Annotated in this window: 23 protein-coding genes; 9 read left to right on the top strand and 14 right to left on the bottom strand. The window is 74.5% G+C overall.

Annotation, left to right across the window (positions count from 1 at the left end; all coding sequences use genetic code 11):
* Positions 1–52 precede the first annotated feature (52 nt).
* Positions 53–1120, top strand: coding sequence for a 4Fe-4S dicluster domain-containing protein (locus G1H19_RS13885; protein WP_152729364.1), 1068 nt, complete (start codon positions 53–55; stop codon positions 1118–1120).
* 133 nt (positions 1121–1253) lie between these two features.
* Positions 1254–2354 (top strand): NrfD/PsrC family molybdoenzyme membrane anchor subunit, encoded by a 1101-nt coding sequence (nrfD, locus tag G1H19_RS13880; protein WP_162392894.1) that lies wholly within the window; start codon positions 1254–1256, stop codon positions 2352–2354.
* 46 nt (positions 2355–2400) lie between these two features.
* Here the strand turns inward: nrfD and G1H19_RS13875 are convergent, their stop codons facing one another.
* Positions 2401–2838 (bottom strand): nucleotidyl cyclase domain-containing protein, encoded by a 438-nt coding sequence (locus tag G1H19_RS13875; protein WP_152729366.1) that lies wholly within the window; start codon positions 2836–2838, stop codon positions 2401–2403.
* A 397-nt stretch (positions 2839–3235) separates the two neighbouring features.
* Here G1H19_RS13875 and G1H19_RS13870 point away from each other — a divergent pair, with 397 nt between their 5' ends.
* Entirely contained in the window at positions 3236–3442 is a 207-nt protein-coding gene (locus tag G1H19_RS13870) for a hypothetical protein (RefSeq protein WP_152729368.1), read from the top strand.
* A 138-nt stretch (positions 3443–3580) separates the two neighbouring features.
* Here the strand turns inward: G1H19_RS13870 and G1H19_RS13865 are convergent, their stop codons facing one another.
* The 9 genes from G1H19_RS13865 to G1H19_RS13825 form a co-directional block, all read right to left on the bottom strand.
* A complete protein-coding gene (locus G1H19_RS13865; RefSeq protein ID WP_162392895.1) occupies positions 3581–3961 on the bottom strand; it encodes a type II toxin-antitoxin system VapC family toxin in 381 nt (126 codons plus the stop codon).
* Positions 3958–4206: a type II toxin-antitoxin system Phd/YefM family antitoxin gene (locus G1H19_RS13860; RefSeq protein ID WP_152729370.1), complete on the bottom strand. Its 249-nt coding sequence runs from the start codon at positions 4204–4206 to the stop codon at positions 3958–3960. Before G1H19_RS13860 ends, G1H19_RS13865 begins: the two co-directional genes overlap by 4 nt.
* Before the next feature lie 50 nt (positions 4207–4256).
* Positions 4257–5204 (bottom strand): fibronectin type III domain-containing protein, encoded by a 948-nt coding sequence (locus G1H19_RS13855; RefSeq protein ID WP_162392896.1) that lies wholly within the window; start codon positions 5202–5204, stop codon positions 4257–4259.
* Between the two features lie 226 nt (positions 5205–5430).
* On the bottom strand, positions 5431–5973 hold the full coding sequence (locus G1H19_RS13850; RefSeq protein ID WP_152729373.1) for a hypothetical protein: 543 nt from the start codon (positions 5971–5973) through the stop codon (positions 5431–5433).
* 365 nt (positions 5974–6338) lie between these two features.
* Positions 6339–6752 (bottom strand): PIN domain-containing protein, encoded by a 414-nt coding sequence (locus G1H19_RS13845; protein ID WP_162392897.1) that lies wholly within the window; start codon positions 6750–6752, stop codon positions 6339–6341.
* Positions 6749–6985 (bottom strand): AbrB/MazE/SpoVT family DNA-binding domain-containing protein, encoded by a 237-nt coding sequence (locus tag G1H19_RS13840; RefSeq protein ID WP_162392898.1) that lies wholly within the window; start codon positions 6983–6985, stop codon positions 6749–6751. Before G1H19_RS13840 ends, G1H19_RS13845 begins: the two co-directional genes overlap by 4 nt.
* A gap of 37 nt (positions 6986–7022) precedes the next feature.
* Entirely contained in the window at positions 7023–7559 is a 537-nt protein-coding gene (locus G1H19_RS13835) for a diguanylate cyclase (RefSeq protein ID WP_152729375.1), read from the bottom strand.
* Between the two features lie 77 nt (positions 7560–7636).
* On the bottom strand, positions 7637–8083 hold the full coding sequence (locus G1H19_RS13830; protein ID WP_152729377.1) for a VanZ family protein: 447 nt from the start codon (positions 8081–8083) through the stop codon (positions 7637–7639).
* A gap of 253 nt (positions 8084–8336) precedes the next feature.
* A complete protein-coding gene (locus G1H19_RS13825; RefSeq protein ID WP_162392899.1) occupies positions 8337–8762 on the bottom strand; it encodes a VanZ family protein in 426 nt (141 codons plus the stop codon).
* Between the two features lie 100 nt (positions 8763–8862).
* Here G1H19_RS13825 and G1H19_RS22645 point away from each other — a divergent pair, with 100 nt between their 5' ends.
* From G1H19_RS22645 to G1H19_RS13815, 4 genes are all read left to right on the top strand, one after another.
* Positions 8863–9339, top strand: coding sequence for a PDDEXK family nuclease (locus G1H19_RS22645; RefSeq protein WP_202925893.1), 477 nt, complete (start codon positions 8863–8865; stop codon positions 9337–9339).
* 36 nt (positions 9340–9375) lie between these two features.
* A complete protein-coding gene (locus tag G1H19_RS23290) occupies positions 9376–9675 on the top strand; it encodes a hypothetical protein (protein ID WP_222856649.1) in 300 nt (99 codons plus the stop codon).
* Positions 9642–9767 carry an Lsr2 family DNA-binding protein gene (locus G1H19_RS24945; protein ID WP_459562362.1) on the top strand — a complete coding sequence of 42 codons (126 nt, stop codon included), beginning with the start codon at positions 9642–9644 and terminating at the stop codon, positions 9765–9767. The genes G1H19_RS23290 and G1H19_RS24945 overlap by 34 nt, the downstream gene beginning before the upstream one ends.
* A 158-nt stretch (positions 9768–9925) precedes the next feature.
* Complete coding sequence (locus G1H19_RS13815) at positions 9926–11032, top strand: glycosyltransferase family 4 protein (protein WP_235928103.1); 1107 nt, start codon at positions 9926–9928, stop codon at positions 11030–11032.
* A gap of 22 nt (positions 11033–11054) precedes the next feature.
* Here the strand turns inward: G1H19_RS13815 and G1H19_RS13810 are convergent, their stop codons facing one another.
* The 4 genes from G1H19_RS13810 to G1H19_RS13795 all read right to left on the bottom strand — a co-directional run bounded on the left by G1H19_RS13810 (position 11055) and on the right by G1H19_RS13795 (position 16636).
* Entirely contained in the window at positions 11055–12326 is a 1272-nt protein-coding gene (locus tag G1H19_RS13810; protein WP_152729381.1) for an ATP-binding protein, read from the bottom strand.
* A 116-nt stretch (positions 12327–12442) separates the two neighbouring features.
* Positions 12443–13555, bottom strand: a complete 1113-nt coding sequence (locus tag G1H19_RS13805; protein WP_235928104.1) for a glycosyltransferase — start codon at positions 13553–13555, stop codon at positions 12443–12445.
* A 55-nt stretch (positions 13556–13610) separates the two neighbouring features.
* Positions 13611–15335, bottom strand: coding sequence for a glycoside hydrolase family 16 protein (locus G1H19_RS24570; protein WP_152729383.1), 1725 nt, complete (start codon positions 15333–15335; stop codon positions 13611–13613).
* Between the two features lie 206 nt (positions 15336–15541).
* Positions 15542–16636 (bottom strand): acyltransferase family protein, encoded by a 1095-nt coding sequence (locus G1H19_RS13795; RefSeq protein ID WP_152729385.1) that lies wholly within the window; start codon positions 16634–16636, stop codon positions 15542–15544.
* Between the two features lie 242 nt (positions 16637–16878).
* Between G1H19_RS13795 and G1H19_RS13790 the strand changes: the two genes are divergently transcribed.
* Together G1H19_RS13790 and G1H19_RS13785 are read left to right on the top strand one after the other, a co-directional pair.
* Positions 16879–17796, top strand: coding sequence for a glycosyltransferase family 2 protein (locus G1H19_RS13790; protein ID WP_152729387.1), 918 nt, complete (start codon positions 16879–16881; stop codon positions 17794–17796).
* A gap of 191 nt (positions 17797–17987) precedes the next feature.
* On the top strand, positions 17988–19094 hold the full coding sequence (locus G1H19_RS13785) for an acyltransferase family protein (protein WP_162392900.1): 1107 nt from the start codon (positions 17988–17990) through the stop codon (positions 19092–19094).
* Positions 19095–19170: the final 76 nt, after the last annotated feature.

Here is a 19170-nt window from a genome sequence, read left to right as displayed (position 1 = left end):
GTCACGGGGCCTCGTCGAGCGCCCGACCGCAGTCCCAGGAGAGGGTGTCTGCATGACGACGGTCAGTTCCGCGAGCCCGGGCCTGCCCGGCACCGGCCGGCCGGACGGCAACCGGCTGTTCGGCCCGCTGCCCGACGTGAGCGGGGACGCCGGCTACGAGCCCGACCACCCGGCGCGGGTCGGGTTCTTCACCGACACCTCGGTCTGCATCGGCTGCAAGGCCTGCGAGGTGGCGTGCAAGGAGTGGAACACGCTCCCGATGGACGACGCGAACGGCACCAGGGACCAGATGGCGCTGTCCGGGATGTCCTACGACAACACCGGCATGCTGGGGGCGAACAGCTGGCGGCACGTGGCCTTCGTCGAGCAGGTGCGCACCGTGGACCTGCCCATGCCGGCGGTGGGCCTGCCCGGTCGCTCGCCGGGCACCGGGGACGTGCACGCCCACGACCGGGTCATGGCCGACGACGCCCCCCGCGCGGCGCAGACCAGCGTGCTGAACGCCCAGTCGCTGTCGGAGTTCGACCCGCAGACCGGCCAGAGCGGTGACCGGGAGATCCGCTGGCTGATGAGCTCGGACGTGTGCAAGCACTGCACGCACGCCGCCTGCCTGGACGTCTGCCCGACCGGCGCGCTGTTCCGCACCGAGTTCGGCACCGTCGTGGTGCAGGGCGACATCTGCAACGGCTGCGGCTACTGCGTGCCGGCCTGCCCCTACGGCGTGATCGACCAGCGCAAGGACGACGGCCGGGTCTTCAAGTGCACGATGTGCTACGACCGGCTCACCGACGGTCTGCAGCCTGCGTGCGCGACGGCGTGCCCCACCCAGTCCATCCAGTTCGGCGACCTCGACGAGCTGCACGCCCGGGCCGACGCGCGGCTGGCCACCCTGCAGGGGCAGGGCGTGCAGACCGCCCGGCTCTACGGCCGCGACGAGAACGACGGCGTGGGCGGGGACGGCGCGTTCTTCCTGCTGCTGGACGAGCCCGAGGTCTACGGCCTCCCGCCGGACCCGGTGGTCACCACGCGCGACCTGCCGTCGATGTGGAAGCACGCGGCCGCGGGTGCCGCGATGGTCGTCGGCGTCGTCCTCACCGCCTTCGTCGGACGCCGGCCATGACCGCCCCGGCCCCCCTGACTCCTCCGGGCTCGAGTCGGGGTGCTCCGACCGCCTCCCTGACTCCTCCGGGCTCGAGTCGGGGTGCTCCGGCCGCCTCCCTGACTTTTTCGGGCTCAAGTCAGGGGGCGGGGGCGTGACCAGCGGGGTGGCGACGCCGGGGGGTGGGTGGCGCCGGGCCGACCCGCCGTCCACCGGCACCCGGGGTGACCAGCGGCGCACGCGCAAGGGCGGCCGGCGCGGCCGGGACGGCGACCCCACCGTCGAGGACGCCGAGTTCTCCTCCTACTACGGCCGGCCGATCGTCAAGCCGGCCACCTGGAAGAACCCCGAGGTCCCGCTCTACCTGTTCCTCGGCGGCGCCGCCGGGGTGTCGTCGGTGATCGGCGCGCTCGGGGAGTTCACCGGCCGCCCGGTGCTCACCCGGGCCGCGCACCACACCGCGGCCGGCGGGGCGCTGGCCTCGGTCGTGCTGCTGATCGTCGACCTCGGCCGGCCCATGCGCTTCCTGCACATGCTGCGGGTGTTCAAGCCCACCTCGCCGCTGTCGGTGGGCTCCTACATCCTCTCGCCGTTCAGCGCGCTCACCGTGGCCACCGCGGGGCTGCACGTGCTCGAGCTGGTGCCGGCGGTGCGCGCGCTGCCGGTCGCCCGGTGGATCCCCGGCGTGCGCAAGGGCGCGGCGGTCGGTGCGGCCGTGTTCGGCGGCCCGATGACCACCTACACCGCAGTGCTGCTGGCCAACACGGCCACGCCCAGCTGGCACGAGCCGTACGAGGAGCTGCCGTTCCTGTTCGCCGGGTCCGCGCTCGCTGCCGGCGGCGGGGTGTCGATGGCCCTGTCCCCTCCTGCGGAGTCGGGACCGTCCCGGAAGGTCGCCCTCGCCGGTGCGGCGATCGAGCTGGCGGCCGCGCACCGGGTCGAACACGGGCACGGCCTGGTCAGCGAGCCCTACCACCTGGGCCGGGCCGGCCGGCTGCTGCGCGCGGCCAAGGCGTGCACCATCGGCGGTGCCGGGCTCACCCTGCTGGCCGGGCGCAGCCGCACCGCCGGCGTCCTGGCCGGTGCGCTGCTGGCCACCGGCTCGATGCTCACCCGGTTCGGCGTCTTCGACGCCGGGATGGCCAGCGCCCGCGACCCGAAGTACACCGTCGTCCCGCAGCGGGAGCGGCTCGCCGCCCGGCAGGCCGAGGCCGCCGAGCTCGCCGGGGGGGAGGCCCGCTCCGTCACCCGCTGACCGGGCTGCCCGGGTCCTCGTGCACCGGCCGGCTCGGTGGAGGCCGTCAGCCGGCGGTCAGGACGATCCGTCCCCGGGTGCGGGAGCGGGCGTCGTCGAGGGCGGCGGCGGCCCGCTGCAGCGCCTGCTCGCCGGTCAGGTCGGCCGACAGGACGACGATGCCCGCAGCTGCGGCCAGGTCGGGGACGCCGAGCGTGGCGATCCCGTCGAGCACCCGAGCGGCGGCGCTGTGCGCGTCCTCCGCGGTGCCGGCCAGCACCGCGGCGACCTCGCCGGGGCCGGAGCGGCCCAGCCAGTCGTCGCCGCGCAGCGAGGAGGCGATCAGCCGCGTCGTCCGGGCGAGGACGGCGACCGGGGGGAGCGCGCCGTCCTCGGTGTGCACGATGCCGATCAGCACGAGCGTGGTGGCCTGCGCGGAGGCGAAGGGCAGCACGCCGGTGAGGTGGTCCAGCAGGGCGAGCCGGCCGGGGAGCAGGTCGGTCACGGGTGGGGAGTCGGTCCCGGTCGTGGGCGCTCCCACGGCTGTCCCGGCCACGGGGCGGTTCTCGACGCAGGTCATGGTCCAGGCATCGGCACGGCAGGCCGCTGCCTGTCGCCGATGTGCCCCGTCTCACCCCTCAGAGGCAGACCGCGCCCCGCACCCGCCGTCCCGAACGGCCCTTTTCGCGGGAATGGCCGCAGCGGGTGGGCGCCCCCGGCGGCCCTTTCCGCGGGAATGGCCGGGGTGGGGGTGGTTGGTGGGCGCCCCCGGCGGCCACTTCCGCGGAAAGGGCCGGGTGGGGGTGGTCGGGGGGCCGGGGTGGTGGGACGGTCCGCGCCGGGTGGGCGCGGCCGGGCGTGTCCGGGTTCAGTCGGTGGCCCGGCGTGCCGAAGACAGGAGCATGACCCCGCCGCGCGCATCGCTCATCCCGGCGCTGCTGGCTCCGCTGGCCGCCCCCGTCCCCGGCTTCCCCGCCTGGGGCGCGACGATCTCGGCCCACACGGCCGCGCTGCTCACCCGCGCCGTCCCGGTGCACCCCCCGGAGCCGGCCCTGCGGGTCGTCCCGGCTCTCCCCGCCCACGACGTCGCCGAGGAACTGGTGGCCTGACGGCCCCTGGCGTCCCCGGACGCCGGCACCCCGGTCAGACCGGGATGGCAGCAGGCCCGACGCGTCCGGTGTCTCCGGGCCCGAGCGACGTCCTGATCACGTCCGCTCTCGTGCGACGAGTGCACTGCTGGCGGCCCGTCACACGGGGAGGATCTCCACGAGGTCCTCCACCCCGACGAGGTCTGCGGCATTCCGCGTGTACAGGCTGGCGCCATGTGCGTGCGCGGTCGCGGCGATGAGCAGGTCCATGGTGCGCGCCCGTGGTCGGCGTCCAGCGGCGACCACGGCCGCCGCGAGTCGTCCGTAGCTGGCGGCGACGACGTCGTCCACGGGCAGCGCGTCGAACTGGCGCTGCAGCACGGACAGTCGGCGGAGACGTTCGGCGCGGATGCCGGCATCGGTGGCCACCAGCACGCCGACGTGCAGTTCTGCGATGGTCGCCGAGCTGATGGCCAGGTCCCCGGACAACGGACCGACGTCCGTCGCGATCACCACGCTGGTGTCGAGCACAGCTCTCACCGGGGCGTCCACGGGTCGCGCACAGCGTCGTCGAGCCGCGCGCGGTCGTCCACCCAGTGTTCGTCGCCAGGGCCGGCGAAGAGCTCGGCGACGTCCTCCCAGCGGCGCCAGGACGGGGGGAGTGCCGGGACCAGCCGGGCGCTGGGGCGCCCGGACACGGTCACGGTGATCTGCTCGCCCGCCTCGACCCGGCGCAACAGTTCGGAGGCGTTCTGCCGTAGCTCTCGCAGTCCCACGACCGTCATGTCGGAAAAGTAGCACATGTGCTAGTGATCGGCCGTGTCCCGAGCGGAGGTCAGCGGGTGCGGGTGGCCTGGCGGGGGCGGCTGCGCGGGCTGCCGGACGGCGTCCGGGCGGGCAGCGTGCCGGTTGCTCGTGCCGGCTGGCGGCGGGTCGGCGCCGGCCGACTCGAGGGCGGGGCGGTCCGGGACCGTCGAGTCGGGGGAGTCGCCGGGGCCGGGGTGGCCTCGTCAGCCCAGGTGAACCAGTCACCGGCGGGATCGGCGTCGTGGAGCCAGGCGTCCTCGTCCGGGTCGAGGACGGCGTCGTCGGCGTGCAAGCGGGAGCGCGCCCGCGCGGCGGCTGCCGCGATGGTCAGCAGCGCGAGGAGGCCGACGGCGGCGAAGGCCATCAGCAGCCCGCCGTCGGTCTCGCCCCAGGTCAGCAGGCCGGCGGCGACGGGGACCGCGTCCGCGGCCGGCAGCTGGGGAGGAGCGGCCGGCACAGCACCCGCGGTCGCCGCCGCGTCCTCAGTGGGGCCTGGCACGGCGGCGGCGGGCACGGTGCCGGCCGGCTGCAGCGCGACCTGGGGGAGGGCGAGCGCGGCCGCCCCGGCTGCCGGCTGGGGGAGAACCGGCTGCGGCAGGGGCGGCTGGGGGACAGCCGGCGCCGGCGGCACCGCGGCGGCCGCGGCGACGGGTCCCGCGCCCACGCGGACGATGCTCGACGGCAGGCTGGCCGGTGAGGTGCCGGCGTCGGTGCGGGCGACGACGGTGAACCGGTAGCTCAGCCCGGTGATCAGCCCGGGCACGGTGCAGCTCGTCGTCGTCGTGCTGCAGCCCGCGGAGCCCGGCAGCGCGACCACCGTGTACGTGACGTCGCTGCCCGGGGCGGGGTTCCAGCTCACGGTCGCCTCGGTGTCGCCGGCCACGGCGTGCACGGTGGTCGGTGCCGGGGGGGCACCCGGCGTGGCGAGCGCAGGGGCGGCCAGGGCCGGCACCCCGGCCAGGACGCCCGCGATCACGAGACCACGTGTGAGCGACCGGTTACGCATGGTGCAGATGATCCGGACGGGGACAGTGGGTGGGGTGGTGACACGCCGACGTCCGGCGTGGCCTGACCGGATCGTGACCGAGCGGCGGCGGACCCGGGTGTGGGGGGGGGGGTGGCAGACGAGGGCGGGGCCGGGCGCCGGTGGACCTCGCTGTCCCCGCGCCCGGCCCCGCCGGTCGTGTCCTCGTGCCGGTCGGTCAGCGGGAACCGCTGTAGCGGATCACCTGCTCGGGGCCGACGGAGCGGGCGACGGTCAGGCTGAGGGTCGCCCGGCGGAGCGCCTCGGCGGGGGTGACGTCCGAGCTGAGCACGGTGACGCCCGCGCAGGCGCGCACGCCCGGGATGCCGGCCTCGGTGACCGCGGCCAGCACGCGTGCCGCAGCGACCTCCGCGTCGGCGGCGTCGCCGGAGAGCACGGCGGCGAACTCGGCGTGCCCGGTGTGGCCGAGCCAGTCGTCGCCGCGCACGGTGCCGGCGAGCAGGCTGGTCACCACGTCGAGCACGCCCGGCGCGGTCGGCCAGGTGTCGTCGCGGCGCAGCAGGCCCACGATCACCAGCGAGGTGGGGTGGGTGTCGGAGCCGGGCAGCACCTCGGCGAGGTGGTCGAGGACGGCGGATCGGCCGGGTAGCAGGGAGGCGACGGAGGCCGTGCCGAGCGAGCGCAGGGCAGCGGAGGCGGCCGCGGCAGCGGCCGAGTGGGGCGTCGCCGGACGCGTGGGAGCGAGGTCCAGGGTGGTCATGACAGAGGTGTCGGCACTCCGTACCCGCCGCTGAGGTCGCGGGGACACCGAGCCCCCCGGGCTGGGGAGGCGGTTCACCTGATCGGGGACGCCGGGCGGTGCCGGGTGCCGGATCTCACGCTGAGCGACCAACGCCCGGGTCCGGGCACGTCAGGCGTGGCACCCCGCAGACGAGCAGGGACGCCGGCAGCGTGGACACCCACGAGGTGTGCGGCAGGGATCTCCGCCGGTGCCGGCGTCGAGGCGGGACGTGCGGACGGCTGCCGGGTCCTCGCGGTGCTCGCCTGCGGGGCCTCGGGCCGGGCGTCGCAGGGTGGCGCGCGGCGGCGTGTGCGCCCGCCCGGCTGCGGTCGGGCGCGGCCGGGTCAGCCCGCGACGAGCTCCACCGTGACCCCGAGTCGGCTGTAGGTGGCGAGCGCGCGGGCGTCGCGGGTGAGCAGCGGCACGTCCGCCGTGCGAGCCGTCAGGCCGACGAGTGCGTCGTACACGGCGCCACCGGCGATCCCGGCGGCGGCCAGGGTGGCGGGCAGGTGGGCCACGTCCTCCGGGTCGGGCAGCACCGGGGTGCCGAAGGCCGCGTCGAGCAGCCGGACGGCGTCGGCGGGCTCGACCCGGGCATCGCCGGGCAGGCGGGTGAGCACGGAGTACGTCTCCAGCTGGGAGTGGGCGGTGAGCACCCACGCGCGACCCGTCGCGTGCCGGCGGACGTCGAGGTGGGCGTCGTGCGAGCGGACCAGCAGCGGCACGGCGGCGCTGGTGTCGAACGCCAGGGTGGTCACCGCCGGCCGGCGTCGAGGATGCCGAAGACGTCGTCGTCGGTGACCGGGGTGGTCGAGTCGGCCACGAGCAGTCCGTCGTCGTCGACGAGTCGGGCGGTGCGGCCTGCCGGCAGGAGCTGCAGCCCCGCCCCGTACCGGCTGATGTCGACCGCCGTGCCGGGGGTCAGACCCAGTGCGTCACGGAGGGCCTTGGGGACGACGATCCGCCCGAGGCCGTCGATGCTGCTCTTCACTGGTGTGACGCTACCAGTCGAGTTCCAGGACGGTGGCTCAGCGGGACCCGCGGTAGCGGATCACCTGGCCCCCGCCGATCGAGCGGGCGACGGTCAGGCTGAGGGTGGCCCGGCGCAGGATCTCCGCCGGGCGGCGGTCGGGCTGCAGTGCGGCGGTGCCGGCGGCCACGGTCAGCCCGGGGATCCGGGCGGCACCGACGGCGGCGAGCACCCGGGCGGCCGCGGCGTCGGCGTCGGCGTCGGAGCCCTGGACGACGGCCGCGAACTCGGCGGGGCCGGCGCGGCCGAGCAGGTCGCCCTCGCGCAGGGCGTAGGAGATCAACGAGGTGGCGGTGTCCAGCACCGTCGCGGCCGGGTACACGGTGGCCTCGGTGTGCACCAGGCCGATCAGCAGCAGCGTGCCTGCCGCCTCGTGGGAGGTGGGCTGCAGCCGGGCCAGGTGGTCGAGCAGCTCCTGCCGGCCGGGGAGCGTCGCGGCGACCTCGTGCCGGCCGTGCGGGTTCGGCGTGACCGGCGCGGGACGGGCCGGGCGGGTGCGCGCGGGCGGGGCGAACCGCAGGACGGAGGTGCTCATGCTGGGGGATCGGCGGCGGGGCGCCTGCTCTGGTGCCCCGGGCGCGTCCGGTCACCCCGGGGGGTGAGGCTGCGTTCTCACCGGCCGCCGGTGACCCCGCCGAGGGCCCGTTCGCGACGGGCGGCGCGTGCCTGCAGCACCCGGATCATCAGGACGCCGAGGGCGGCGCCGAGGCTGTTGGTCGCGACGTCCCGCAGCGATGCGTCGCGGCCCGGCACCCCGACCACCTGGGCGATCTCCACGCCGAGTGAGCCGGCGGTGCACAGCGCCCACACCCACCACCCGCGCAACCGGGGGAAGGCCGCGCTGATGAGCAGGCCCAGCGGGAGGAACAACACCACGTTCAGGCCGGGCTCGACCAGCCGCGAGGCCGTCGTCGAGGTCAGGCCGGTGAGCTGCTGGACCCGGGTGGCGGCATCGCTGGCCCACCCGACGACCCCGGGGCCGACGGCCGGCACCAGGGTGCCTGCTCCGGCCGCGAGCAGGCAGATGCCGAGCAGCACCCGTCCGGTCCGCACACCCATCGGCCCGACGATACGGTCCCCCACGCGATCTCAGCCCTGCCGGGCCAGCACAGGCAGGCCGACGTGATGGTGGATCACCGTGCGTCGTCGTCGCGGCCGAGCAGGTCGGCGGTGGTCCGGCCGGCCGGTAGCTGCACCGTGGGTGGTACGTCGACGAAGGCCGTACCTGCGCGTACGAGTCCAGCCCTGCGTGCCTCGAGCGCCACGCCGATGGCGTGCTCGGATCGGTCCGCGTCGTGGAGCTCCAGTCCACTCACGACCGTGGGTGGGCCGCGGCGCCCGCCCGGCGACGCCGGCGCAGGGCGTGGTGCACGAGCACCCCGAGCGCAGCGCCGGCACTGTTGGCGACGACGTCCCACGGGGAGGCGATCCGGCTCTGCACCAGGGCCGCCTGCACCATCTCGACGCCGACGGACGTCAGCGTGCACAGCGCCCACACCCACCGCCCGCGCAGGCGCGGGAGGGACCCGCAGAGCAGGGCGCCGAGCGGCACGAACAGCAGCACGTTGAGACCCGGCTCGACCAGCCGTCCACTGGTGCCCCAGGACGCCCCGCTGGCCGCCTGGAAGTCCCGGACCGCGGAGAAGACGACCGCAGGCCCCAGGGTCGGGACCAGCGTGCCGAGTGCGGCGACGAGCAGGTACCCGGCCAGCGCGACGCGTGCTGCGCGGGTGCCCACGACACGGACGCTACGGACCGTTCGTGACGGTCGTGCGCCGAGCAGGTCCGGGGGCTCGGCGGGGGACGGCTGGGGGCGGATCGGACTCGGGACGTCGGGCGTGGTCGTCAAGACCCGCGAGACCTGGCCGCGGACGACGAAGGTCTACTGCCACCGCGCGGTCGAGTGGCCGGTGGACGCCGAGGTGCTCGAGCGGTGGCCGGTGCGCAGCTGCACCCGCCGGGGGCCGGCGATCGACCTGGTGCCGGACCGGGCCAGGGAGAATCGTTCCCAGCTGGTGGTGACCCGGGCCCGCGGCCGCGAGGTGATCTCCTGGCAGTCGCCACGGACGACGAAGCAGGCCCGCCCGGCCGTGGACGTGCCGCGGGCCCGGGCGCACGGCCAGGTGCCGGACATCGTGGTGGACTCCGCGGAGAAGTACCCGTACCGGTTCTCCGTGCAGCAGGCGACCACGGTGCGGCGACGGTTGCCGGCCGGTGACCACGCGGTGGAGCGGGACGGCGAGGTGGTGGCCGCGGTCGAGCGCAAGAGCCTGGCCGACCTGGCCGGCAGCCTGCTCGCCGGCACGCTCACCTAGGCCGTCGCGGAGCTGGCCGCCCTGCCGAGGGCGGCGGTGGTGGTCGAGGACCGGTACAGCGGGCTGTTCGCGCTGCCGCATGCGCCGGGGGTCCGCGTCCCGGAGGCGCTGGCGGAGCTGCAGGCCCGGTTCCCCCAGGTGCCGGTGACCTTCTGCGGGACCCGCGAGCTGGCCGAGGAGTGGACCTGCCGGTGGCTGGGCGCCTGCCTCGCGGAGCTGGGCGTCGTGCACGCGACCACGGGACTGGAGTCGATCTTCGCCGGTGGGGAGGTCCCGTCGGAGCCGTCCCCGCTTCGCCGGGCGTGCCGGCGGCCGAGGTGCGGGCGTGGGCGCTGACCGCAGGGCTGACCGTGCGCGACCGAGGTCGGATCCCGGCCGCACTGGTCGCTGCTTGCGAGCGGGCCCGAGCCGGCGGGAAGGCGGGCTGACCGCTCAGGTGACGGCCGTCTTCCGGCGGTGTGCTCGCGCAGGTCGCTGGAGGTCACGGTGCTGCGCACGGCTCAGCGGCCGGATGTCGCGCGGGTGTGACGAGGAAGGGTGGTCCCGGTCGGCGTTGTCCCGGGCCTCCCGTGTTGGACTGGGCGACGTGTCGACCGCCTCGCCCACCCGCTGGCTGCTCATGGCCGGTCACGTGCCGCCGGACGGTTCGGGCGGTGGCATCGTGCGCTACACCGTCGAGCTGGCCCGCGCCCTGCACCGCCGGGACGACGTCGAGCTGCACCTGCTCACCTCACCGGCCGCCGCCGGGCCGCTCGCCGAGCTGGTCGGGTCTCCCGACCGGGTGGTGCCGCTGCCCGCGGTGCCCGACCCGCTGGTGCCGGCCTACGAGCGGGCCGCGCTGGCCCGCCGGCTCGGTGCCCGGTTCGACGTGGTGCAGGGCGCCAAGCACCTGCTGCCCCGCGGGGTCGCCGCGCGCACCGCGTTGACGGTGCACGACATGATCCTCTTCGACCGGCCCGGGGACTTCCCGCTGGCCAAGCGCACCCTGCTGGGCAGGCCCTACGCCGCCTCGCTGCGGCAGGCCGACGCACTGGTCTGCGTCAGCGCCGCCACCCGCGACCGCCTGACCCGCTGGGACGCGCGGGTCGGCGCCCGGGCCACCGCGGTGCCCCTGGCCACCAGCCCCAAGCTGCTGGGCGCCACCGCCGTGCCCGTCCCGGCGCTCGCCGGCCGGCCGTTCGGCCTGGTGGTCGGGGACAGCTCACCGCGCAAGAACCTGGCCGTGGTCGTCTCCGCCTGGGCGCGGGTGGTGAAGCAGCGCCCGGACGCCGTGCTCGCACTGGTCGGGCCACCGAACTGGGGCGTGGACTCCTACGGCCCGGACCACGCGGGGCTGCTGGCGTCCGGGCACGTGGTGCAACTCACCGGGGTCGACGACGGCACGCTGCGCTGGAGCTACGAGAACTCCTCGGTCGTTCTCACCCCGAGCCTGGTCGAGGGCTTCGGCCTGCCGGCGGTCGAGGCCCTGGACCTGGGTGCCCGGCTGGTCACCTCGCTGGACCCGGCGCTGGTCGAGGTCAGCGGGGCGGCTGCCGAGCACCTGCCCGCCGACGACGTCCCGGGGTGGGCGGCGGCGGTGCTGCGGGCGCTGGAGGAAGTCCCGGCGCCGGTGCCGCGCACGCCGCGGACCTGGGACGACGTGGCTGCCGAGACCGTGCTCGCCGTCCTGGGCCGGCCGGTGACCGGCGGCTGACCGGCGCGCAGTCAGCGGTGGATCAAGGTCCGAACAGGGCGAGCGGGACGACGGCGACGCCGTCCGTGCGCCGGTAGGCGTGCGGTCCAGTGGTGATCACGACGAGGTCGGCCACGCGGTCCCCGAGCTTGTCGCGCAGCCAGTGCAGGTGGCGCACGTCGTTGTCGCTGACGGTGGCCGCGAGTTCCACCTCGATGGCCACGACGCGCCGGTCCGGGCCCTCGACGATCAGGTCGATCTCGCGCCCGGTGTCCCTGGTGCGCAGGTGTCCGACCGTGGCGTCCATCGCGGCGGCGTAGACCCGCACGCTCTGGGTGGCCAGCGATTCGAACAGCGCGCCCACCCACGTGCCGGTCGATGTCGAGACGCGGTCTCCGTCGCCGCGCAGCAGGCCGGCGGTCTCGACCCCGACGAGCCGGGCGGCGAGGGCCGGGTCGACGAGGTGGTGCTTGGGCGTGGCGGTGAGCCGCTTGAGGGGTGCGAACGTCGGCGACCAGGCGGGTACCGGATCCAACAGGAACAGCCGGAGCAGGTGGTCTCGGTAGCCGTCGACGGTCTGCCGGGCCGGCTTGTCCGGCTCGCCGGCGGTGGCGGCGTCCAGGATCGTCGACCAGCTGGCGTCCGTGGCGGTAGCAGCGGCGTAGGCGGCGAGCCAGGCTCGCAGGGTCGCCGGTCGGCGGACGGCGAGGCCGTTGTCGGGCAGCTCGCGCTCCACGATGCGGGCGAGGTAGCTGTCGAGCTGCACGCGGCGGGCTCGCGGAGGCAGGTCGCGGATCCCGGGCAGTCCCGAGCGGATGATCTCCTCGACGTAGTCGGGCAGGTGGACGTCGCTGGACCCCACCACGTCGGTCCGGGACGGGCTCATGAGCTCGCCCAGTGACACCGTCGGGCTGGTCAGGTTCCGCTCGGCGAACGACAGGGGACGCATGGTGATGCTGACGATGCGCCCGGCCCCGGAGTGGATGCGGACCCCGGGGGCTACGCCGGCGGAACCGGTGAGCAGGAACCGCCCACCGGTGCTGTCGTCGTCGACGGCGTGACGGACCCGGTCCCACACCTCGGGGAGCAGCTGCCACTCGTCGATGAGCACCGGTGCGGGGGCCTCGACCACGTAGTCGGGGCGGGCGGCGAGGCTCTCGCGCTCGCGGCTGCTGGTCAGGGAGAAGACCGTCGTGGCCCGCTGGGTGCCGGTCGCCGTCTTGCCGACCCCTTTGGCGCCCTCCAACGAGATCGCCGCCAGGTGGGGGAACAGTTCGTCGAGGAGGTCGTCCACGATCCGTCGGCGATATCCCATGGCGCCAAACTAACAGGAAGCCATCTGCGAACCCAACACATCGCGACCCTTCTACCTAACAAATCGCGAGCTCGGGCTATCGCGTGACGGAGCTCCCGTGTCGGCGTGCCGCGAGTTCAGGCCGAGGTGAGCGTCCGGGCCACCACCGTGGACATGGCACTGCGGAAGGCCGGCCGGGAGAACGACTCGGCATGCCGGCGGATCACAGCCGTGTCGTAGCGGGCGCCGTCGAAGGTCTCGAGCTGACGGGCCCAGTCGGCCACCTCGTCGCCCCCCGGCTCGGTGACCGGCACGAGCTCACCGGTGACGCCGGGCAGCACCGAGTCCCGCGCGCCGCCGGCGCCGATGGCGAGCACCGGTGCGCCGCAAGCCTGGGCTTCGACCGGGACGATGCCGAAGTCCTCGACGCCCGGCATCAGCAGGGCGCGGCAGCGGCGGAAGAGGTCACGCAGCGCGGCGTCGTCGACCCGGCCGACGAAGGTGGTGTCCGGGCCGGCCAGCCGCTCGACCTCGGCGCGGGCGCGGCCGTCGCCGGCGACGACCAGCCGCACCCCGGCCCGCTTCGCGGCCGCGACGGCCAGGTCGGGGCGCTTGTAGGGCACCATCCGGCCGGCGAGCAGGAAGAAGTCCTCCCGCTCGACGGCGGGGTCGGGGCTGTAGTACTCGGTGTCGACCGGCGGGTGCACGACCGTCGCGTCCCGGTGCCACCACGTCCGGATCCGGTCGGCCACCTCGGTGGAGTTGGCCACCATCGTGTGCACCCGGGCAGCTGCCCCCAGGTCGAACGGTCGGAACGCGGTCGAGAAAGCGCCGAGCGCCGCCACGCCGACGCGGCCGCCGAACTCGTTGGCGCGCATCGACGGGTCCCAGATCCACCGCGCCGGGGTGTGCACGTACGCGATGACCGGTGCGCTCGTGGCCCGCACCACCTGGGTGGCGAAGGCGTGGTGCGAGGCGATGACCACGTCGGAGTCGGGCAGCGGCAGCCGGCTCATCGCCACCGGCAGCGCGGGCAGCAGGTGGGCGTAGGTGCTGCCGCGCAGCAGCCGTGACAGCCGGGTGGTGCGCACCCGCGGCTCCACGTCGGCCGGCATGACACCGGGCCGGCCGACCGGGGCGAACACCGGGGCGCCCGGCCACTCGCGGGCCAGCTGGTCGACGACCATCTCGGAGCCGGCGAACTCGGTGAACCGCTCGTGCACCAGGGTCACCCGGGGGCTGTTCGTCACCCGGTCATGATGCCCGGCGCCGAGCAGCTCAGCGGTCCACCGGCGATGAGACCGATCACGTGTAGACGCGCACCCAGTCCACGTAGAGGTCGGTGCGCTCCCCGGTGGCTGCCAGGTCGACCGGCCAGCCACCACCCAGTGCGAGGTCGATCATGAAGTAGAACGGTTCGCTGTCGTGGATCAGGCCGCTGGACGACGCCACCTGGGCACCGTCGAGGTAGAAGACGGCGCCGCCGGGGACGAACCGCACCCCGAAGGTGTGCCAGCCCAGCGCCCAGTCGACCAGGCCAGGGGGCTCGACGCAGTTCGGTGTGCCGCCGTCGTCGGTGCCGACACCCCAGTTGTGCGTGCTGTGGCAGCTGTACCCGGTGTCGTGGCCGTAGAGCTCCACGGCGTCCACCTCGGCGTTGACCGGACCTCGCGGGGTGGTGCTCTCGGTGTCCATCATCCAGAAGGCCGGCCAGGAGCCGACGCCCGGCGCGCCGAGCATCCGGGCCTCGAAGTACCCGTACTGGGCCGAGAAGCCGCTGCCGCCCACGCGGGTCGAGGAGAGGATGCCGCCGGTGTGGCTGAGACCCCACCGGGTGGTGGCAGGGTCCGACGGCTGGGTCCGGATGCGCAGGTACTCGTCGTCGACCGTGGCGAAGGTGCCGTCGTCGTCGGCCGGGTCGGCGAAGAAGGAGTCGCCGAAGCTGCCACCCCCGATGTGGGAGGGCTTCATCCCGGCGTAGACGGCGTCATCGCCGGTGCGGCTGATCGACAGCGGGTCGGTGAACTCCTCCGCCCACTGCAGGGTCATGCCGGCCGGGGCCGTGCTGCCGGCCGGTACCGGGACTCCGGAGCCGTTGACCAGTTGCACGTACAGGGGCACGTCGCCCGCCCGCGCCGCCGGCCCGCTCCGCAGCACCTCCAGTGTGAGCGGGCCGCGCGGCAGCGTCGCCAGTGCGACGGTCAGCACGGCGCGTCCGGCGGCGTCGGTCGTGCCCTGGCCCACCTCACGCACCGACGTGGCGCGATCGGCAGTGGGGACGCCGGCCCGGACCGTCACCGGCGTGTTCGCCGGGCCGGCGACCACGACGGTCGCCGTGCCGGTCACCCGTGAACCGGGGGCCGGGCAGACCAGCGCGAGCCCGTCGCCGGTCCTCATCCCGACGGGGGACGACGATGCCGAGCAGTGCGCCGCCGGGTGCGACCTGGCCGACAGCCCGGTCGCCTCGCGCGGCCACCGCGGCGGGGTGCTGCCGACCTCGTACGCGGAGAACTCGCGCAGCGAGACGGTGGCCAGCGGCAGGGCTCGGGCCAGCTCCAGCCGGACCCGGGAGGTCGTGCGCGGGGCGAAGGCGACGGTGGTGCCCTCGCCGCCCCCGCTCGCGATCCCGGAGACGGTCACCGAGCTGCCGTCGTCGAAGCGCAGGGTGCCGTGCAGCGGTGCCGAGTGCCAGGCGCCCGGGTCGACCGTTCGGGCGGACGGTCCGAAGACCTGCACGCTGGCGAGCTGGCGTGGTGAGCTCCACGAGAGCTCCACCCACGGATGGGGATCCGTCGGGGAGGGCGCCCACTCGGAGCCGGTGAGCCCGCGGGCGACGTCCCCGTCGACCAGGGCGGCCGGGGACGCGATGACGCCACCGGGGTCCGAACTGCTGGCTGCCGCGACCGGGATGGGCCGTTCGCTGGGTGCGGCGGCCGTGGCGGTCGTCACGCGCGCGCCGTCCGAGGACCAGGGCAGGACCAGGACGGGCGTACAGACCGTCAGCGCGACGACGGTGCTGCACGTCGCCACGGTGAGCCATCGTCGGGACACGGTGAACCGCCTCGGTGTGTGACTGGGCGAGCAGGCAGCTGGACGATGCCGGCGACCATGACTCTTCGAAACTGCATGATCACACAAGGTCTCCAGAACGGTTACCGACGGGGCCGTAGCGGTGTGCGAGCACCTCGTCCGACGCTCCGACCACACCCGCCTGACGGCCCACCCCGGTGTGCTGTTCACCGAGGGCTGGTCCACCTCGCCAGCGGCCGTGGCAGCTCGAACATCCAACGCAGGCGCAGGGTGCTGCGCGCGCTCATGAGCACCCACGGGACGCCCACGCCCAGCGGTACGAGCACCAGCACCATGGCCACCGGCTGCTGGAACCCGGCGTGGTCCAGGACGATCCGGGCCGAGGCCACCACCAGCACGTGCGCCAGGTAGACGGGCAGGGTCACCCGGCCCGCCGCCGCGACAGCAGAGCGTACGAGCGGCACCGCACTGACCAGTCGGGCGACAGCGAGCAGCGAGACGACGCCGCACGCGGCCGCGACCGCGCTCTGCAGCTGGGAGGTCGCGTCCATCCTCTGCAGGACGGTCGCCGGCCCCACGTCCCCGGACGCCAGGTACAGGAACGGCAGGGTCGACGCAGTGCCCACCAGCGCCCAGGTCCACCACGGTGCCGCCGACCAGCGAGTCGACCGGGGGAGCCCGATGGCTGCCCCGACGGCGAGGAAACCGACCAGTGACATGCCCCGCAGCCCCAGCACGGGAGTGCCCCGCCCCCAGGTCAGCACCGTGACGAGCACCAGGCCGACGAGCACCGCCACGGCGATCCGGTCGCGGCGCCAGGGTCGGAGGAGCACGACGACCACGGTCGCGATGGCGAGCAGGGGCAGGAACCACAGGTGAGCGAGCGGCAGCCAGATCTCCACGATGTCGACCGGGTCGGTGTTCCCGTTGCGCAGGTCGTTCGTGGCGATCTCGATCGAGCCCTCCACCAGCTGCCAGACCACGTACAGGTACACCAGCAACGGCACCCGACGCCGTAGGTAGCCGGTGACGCCGTGGCGCCGCACCCCGCCCGGGACGAACAGGCCCACGAGGAACATCAGCGCTGGCATCCGCAGCAGGTACAGGGCGTCGTTGGCCCGGGCGAGCCCCGCCTCCTCGTCCAGCAGGGACGCGCCGATCAGACCGTCCACCACGTGGTTGAACACCACGCCGACGATGGCCAGACCGCGCGCCACGTCGAGGGCGGTGGAACGGCCCTGATGGGCGAGGACGCGGGAGGCGGAGTCGGAGACGTCCTGGTCCTCGGTGGCGCGGTGCACGGCGTCCCTCCGGTCCCGGTGTCGCGCTCGGGGGCGCCGACATCAACCTAGGTCACCTGCCCGGGTCGTTGGTGTCCGTCGAGGTCACAGCCGGGTGATGCGCGGCACGTGCCCGTGTCCTGCGGTGTCGCGGTGTGGCTCACGACTCGACCCGGCGGGCGGGTGCGCCGTTAGCCTGAGCCGGTCGCTGGGCGCAGCCCGGTGCGCGACGGCCCCTCTGCAGCGGACACGGGAGACGTGTGATGACACAGCCAGACGCGGTCGGATCGGCCGAGGTCGGCCGTCCGCCGGAGTCCATAGCGGTCGTCCTCGCCTCGGCGGGCCGGCCACAGCTGCTCGGTGACGTCATCGAGGGTCTCGGTCGGCAGACCCGTCAGGACTTCACGCTGGTCGTGTCCACCCCGGACGAGGCGAGCCTGCCGGCCACGCCCCTGCCGCCCGGCGCCGTCCTGGTGCACGACCGCGGGCTGGCAGCGCAGCGCAACGCCGGCCTCGCCGCCGTACCCCACGCCACGCACGTCTTCTGCTTCGACGACGACGCCGTCGTCCGCGCGGACTTCATCGAGCAGGCCATGCTGTTCTTCGACGCGCACCCGCACGTCGTCGCGCTCACCGGACGGGTGCTGCTGGACGGCGCTGCTGCCGAGGAGGTGCCGGCGGACGTCGCGGCCGCCGAGCTCGCGGCCTCGGCTGCGACACCCGGCACAGGGACGTGGACGCCGAGCCGCACGCTGTACGGGTGCAACTTCGCCTTCCGGCCACCGGCGGTCGGCGGGGAGGTGTTCGATGCCCGCCTGCCGCTGTACTCCTGGCTCGAGGACCACGACTTCGCTCGTCGGCTGATGCGCAAGGGCACCCTGGCGATCGTGGACGACTGCGTGATCGTGCACCGCGGGGTCAAGTCCGGCGGCCGGACGGCCCACGTGCGGCTGGGCTACTCGCAGGTGATGAACCCCGCGTACCTGCACCACAAGGGCAGCTTCCCGCTCTGGTTGACCGTGCACGAGACCGTCTTCCGCTGCGGGAAGAACGTGGTCAGGTCGGTGGTCGGGCAGGAGACGCAGTGGCGGCGGGAGCGACTGCGGGGCAACGTCCGCGCTGCCCGGGACGTGCTGCGCGGACGGTTCACGCCCGAGCGCATCCTCGACATCCCGGCCTGACGACCGGTGACCGCGCCGGTCGTCGCCAGCTCAGATCACACCGGTGGACCCTGGTGGTGCGGGTGGTCACCGGGCAGGCTCGGGTGTACCGGGCTGGGCTCTGTGCCCCACCGGGCGGTCCAGCCGACGTGTGAACTGGGAGGCTGTTGCCTTGAACACGGCCCGACCCCATGTCAGCCGGTGATCCGACGATGACCGCCGACGGCGGGGCCTCCGCCGTCGACGTCCCCGCGGCACCGGTCAACGCGGCCAACCGGTTCGCGCACATCGATGCGATGCGTGCGCTCGCGGTGGTCATCGTGCTGTTCCAGCACTCGGGACTGACCTTCGTGCCGGGGGACAGCGGCGTCGTGGTCTTCTTCACGATCAGCGGGTTCATCATCACGTCGGTGCTGCTGCGCGAGCGTGAGCGGACGGGTTCGTTCGACGTCAAGCGCTTCTACGTCCGTCGACTGTTGAAGCTCGGCCCACCGTTCGTGGTGGCCATCCTGCTGCCCACGCTCGTCTACGCGTGCTTCCGGCCCGTGCACTGGGGGGCCGTGGCGTCCCAGGTGTTCTTCACCTACAACTGGGTGCAGGTCTTCGACGGTGCAGCGAGCTACGAGGTCCTCCCCGGGTCGAACGTCGTGTGGAGCCTGGCGGTCGAGGAGCAGTTCTACATCGCCTTCGCGCTCATCTGGTTCGGGCTGCTGCACACCCGCCGCTGGCACGGTGCACTGATCGCCCTGGCCGTCGCGGCCATCGCCTACTCCACCGTCATGCGTGTCGTGCTCTGCGTCCGTGGCGACGCCGAGGCCCATGTCCTGCGCGGGACGGACGTGCGCATGGACGCGATCGCCTGGGGTGTGCTGACGGCGCTCGCCTACCGGTCGTGGCGGGCGGGCGGTTCCCGGTGGCTCGGCACCGTGTCCCGGGACTGGGTGCCCGTCGTCGCGGTGGTGCTGTTCCTGGCGGTGTCCGCGGTGGGATCGGACCAGTACGAGGCGATCTGGCGCAACGCGGTGATCCCGCTCTGCTCGGCCGCGGTCATCGTGTACGGGCTGCTGCCGACCGGCACGCGCTTGCAGACCGCCTTCCACCGGTTCTCCTGCTGGAAGTCGGTGTCGTTCATCGGCCTGGCCAGTTACAGCATCTACATCAGCCACTATGTGCTCCTCGAGCCCATCGTCGAGGTGTGGGACGGGCCGGTCGTCCTGCGGACCGTGGCACTCACGGCGCTCGGCGTGGCCGCGGGCAGCCTGCTCTACGTGGTCGTGGAACGCCCGGTCTTCGCATGGCGCGACCGGGTCGGCCTCTGACCTGCGCGCCCGGACAGCTCGCGCCATCGGCGCGGCAGGCCGTGCAGCGTGGGCCTGCGGTGGTCGGTGAGGGACA

Source organism: Goekera deserti, assembly GCF_010685995.1.
Classification (GTDB): domain Bacteria; phylum Actinomycetota; class Actinomycetes; order Mycobacteriales; family Geodermatophilaceae; genus Goekera; species Goekera deserti.
The sequence above is the reverse complement of the archived record's forward strand: the minus strand, read 5'-3'. Positions and strand labels throughout refer to the sequence as shown.

Coding starts and splice junctions, on each gene's coding strand:
- G1H19_RS13830 (WP_152729377.1), bottom strand. CDS start 8,083: ATGGGTGTGCGGACCGGACGGGTGCTGCTCGGCATCTGCCTGCTCGCG.
- G1H19_RS13885 (WP_152729364.1), top strand. CDS start 53: ATGACGACGGTCAGTTCCGCGAGCCCGGGCCTGCCCGGCACCGGCCGG.
- G1H19_RS13870 (WP_152729368.1), top strand. CDS start 3,236: ATGACCCCGCCGCGCGCATCGCTCATCCCGGCGCTGCTGGCTCCGCTG.
- G1H19_RS13850 (WP_152729373.1), bottom strand. CDS start 5,973: ATGACCACCCTGGACCTCGCTCCCACGCGTCCGGCGACGCCCCACTCG.
- G1H19_RS13785 (WP_162392900.1), top strand. CDS start 17,988: ATGACCGCCGACGGCGGGGCCTCCGCCGTCGACGTCCCCGCGGCACCG.
- G1H19_RS13835 (WP_152729375.1), bottom strand. CDS start 7,559: ATGAGCACCTCCGTCCTGCGGTTCGCCCCGCCCGCGCGCACCCGCCCG.
- G1H19_RS13810 (WP_152729381.1), bottom strand. CDS start 12,326: ATGGGATATCGCCGACGGATCGTGGACGACCTCCTCGACGAACTGTTC.
- G1H19_RS13790 (WP_152729387.1), top strand. CDS start 16,879: ATGACACAGCCAGACGCGGTCGGATCGGCCGAGGTCGGCCGTCCGCCG.
- G1H19_RS13860 (WP_152729370.1), bottom strand. CDS start 4,206: ATGACGGTCGTGGGACTGCGAGAGCTACGGCAGAACGCCTCCGAACTG.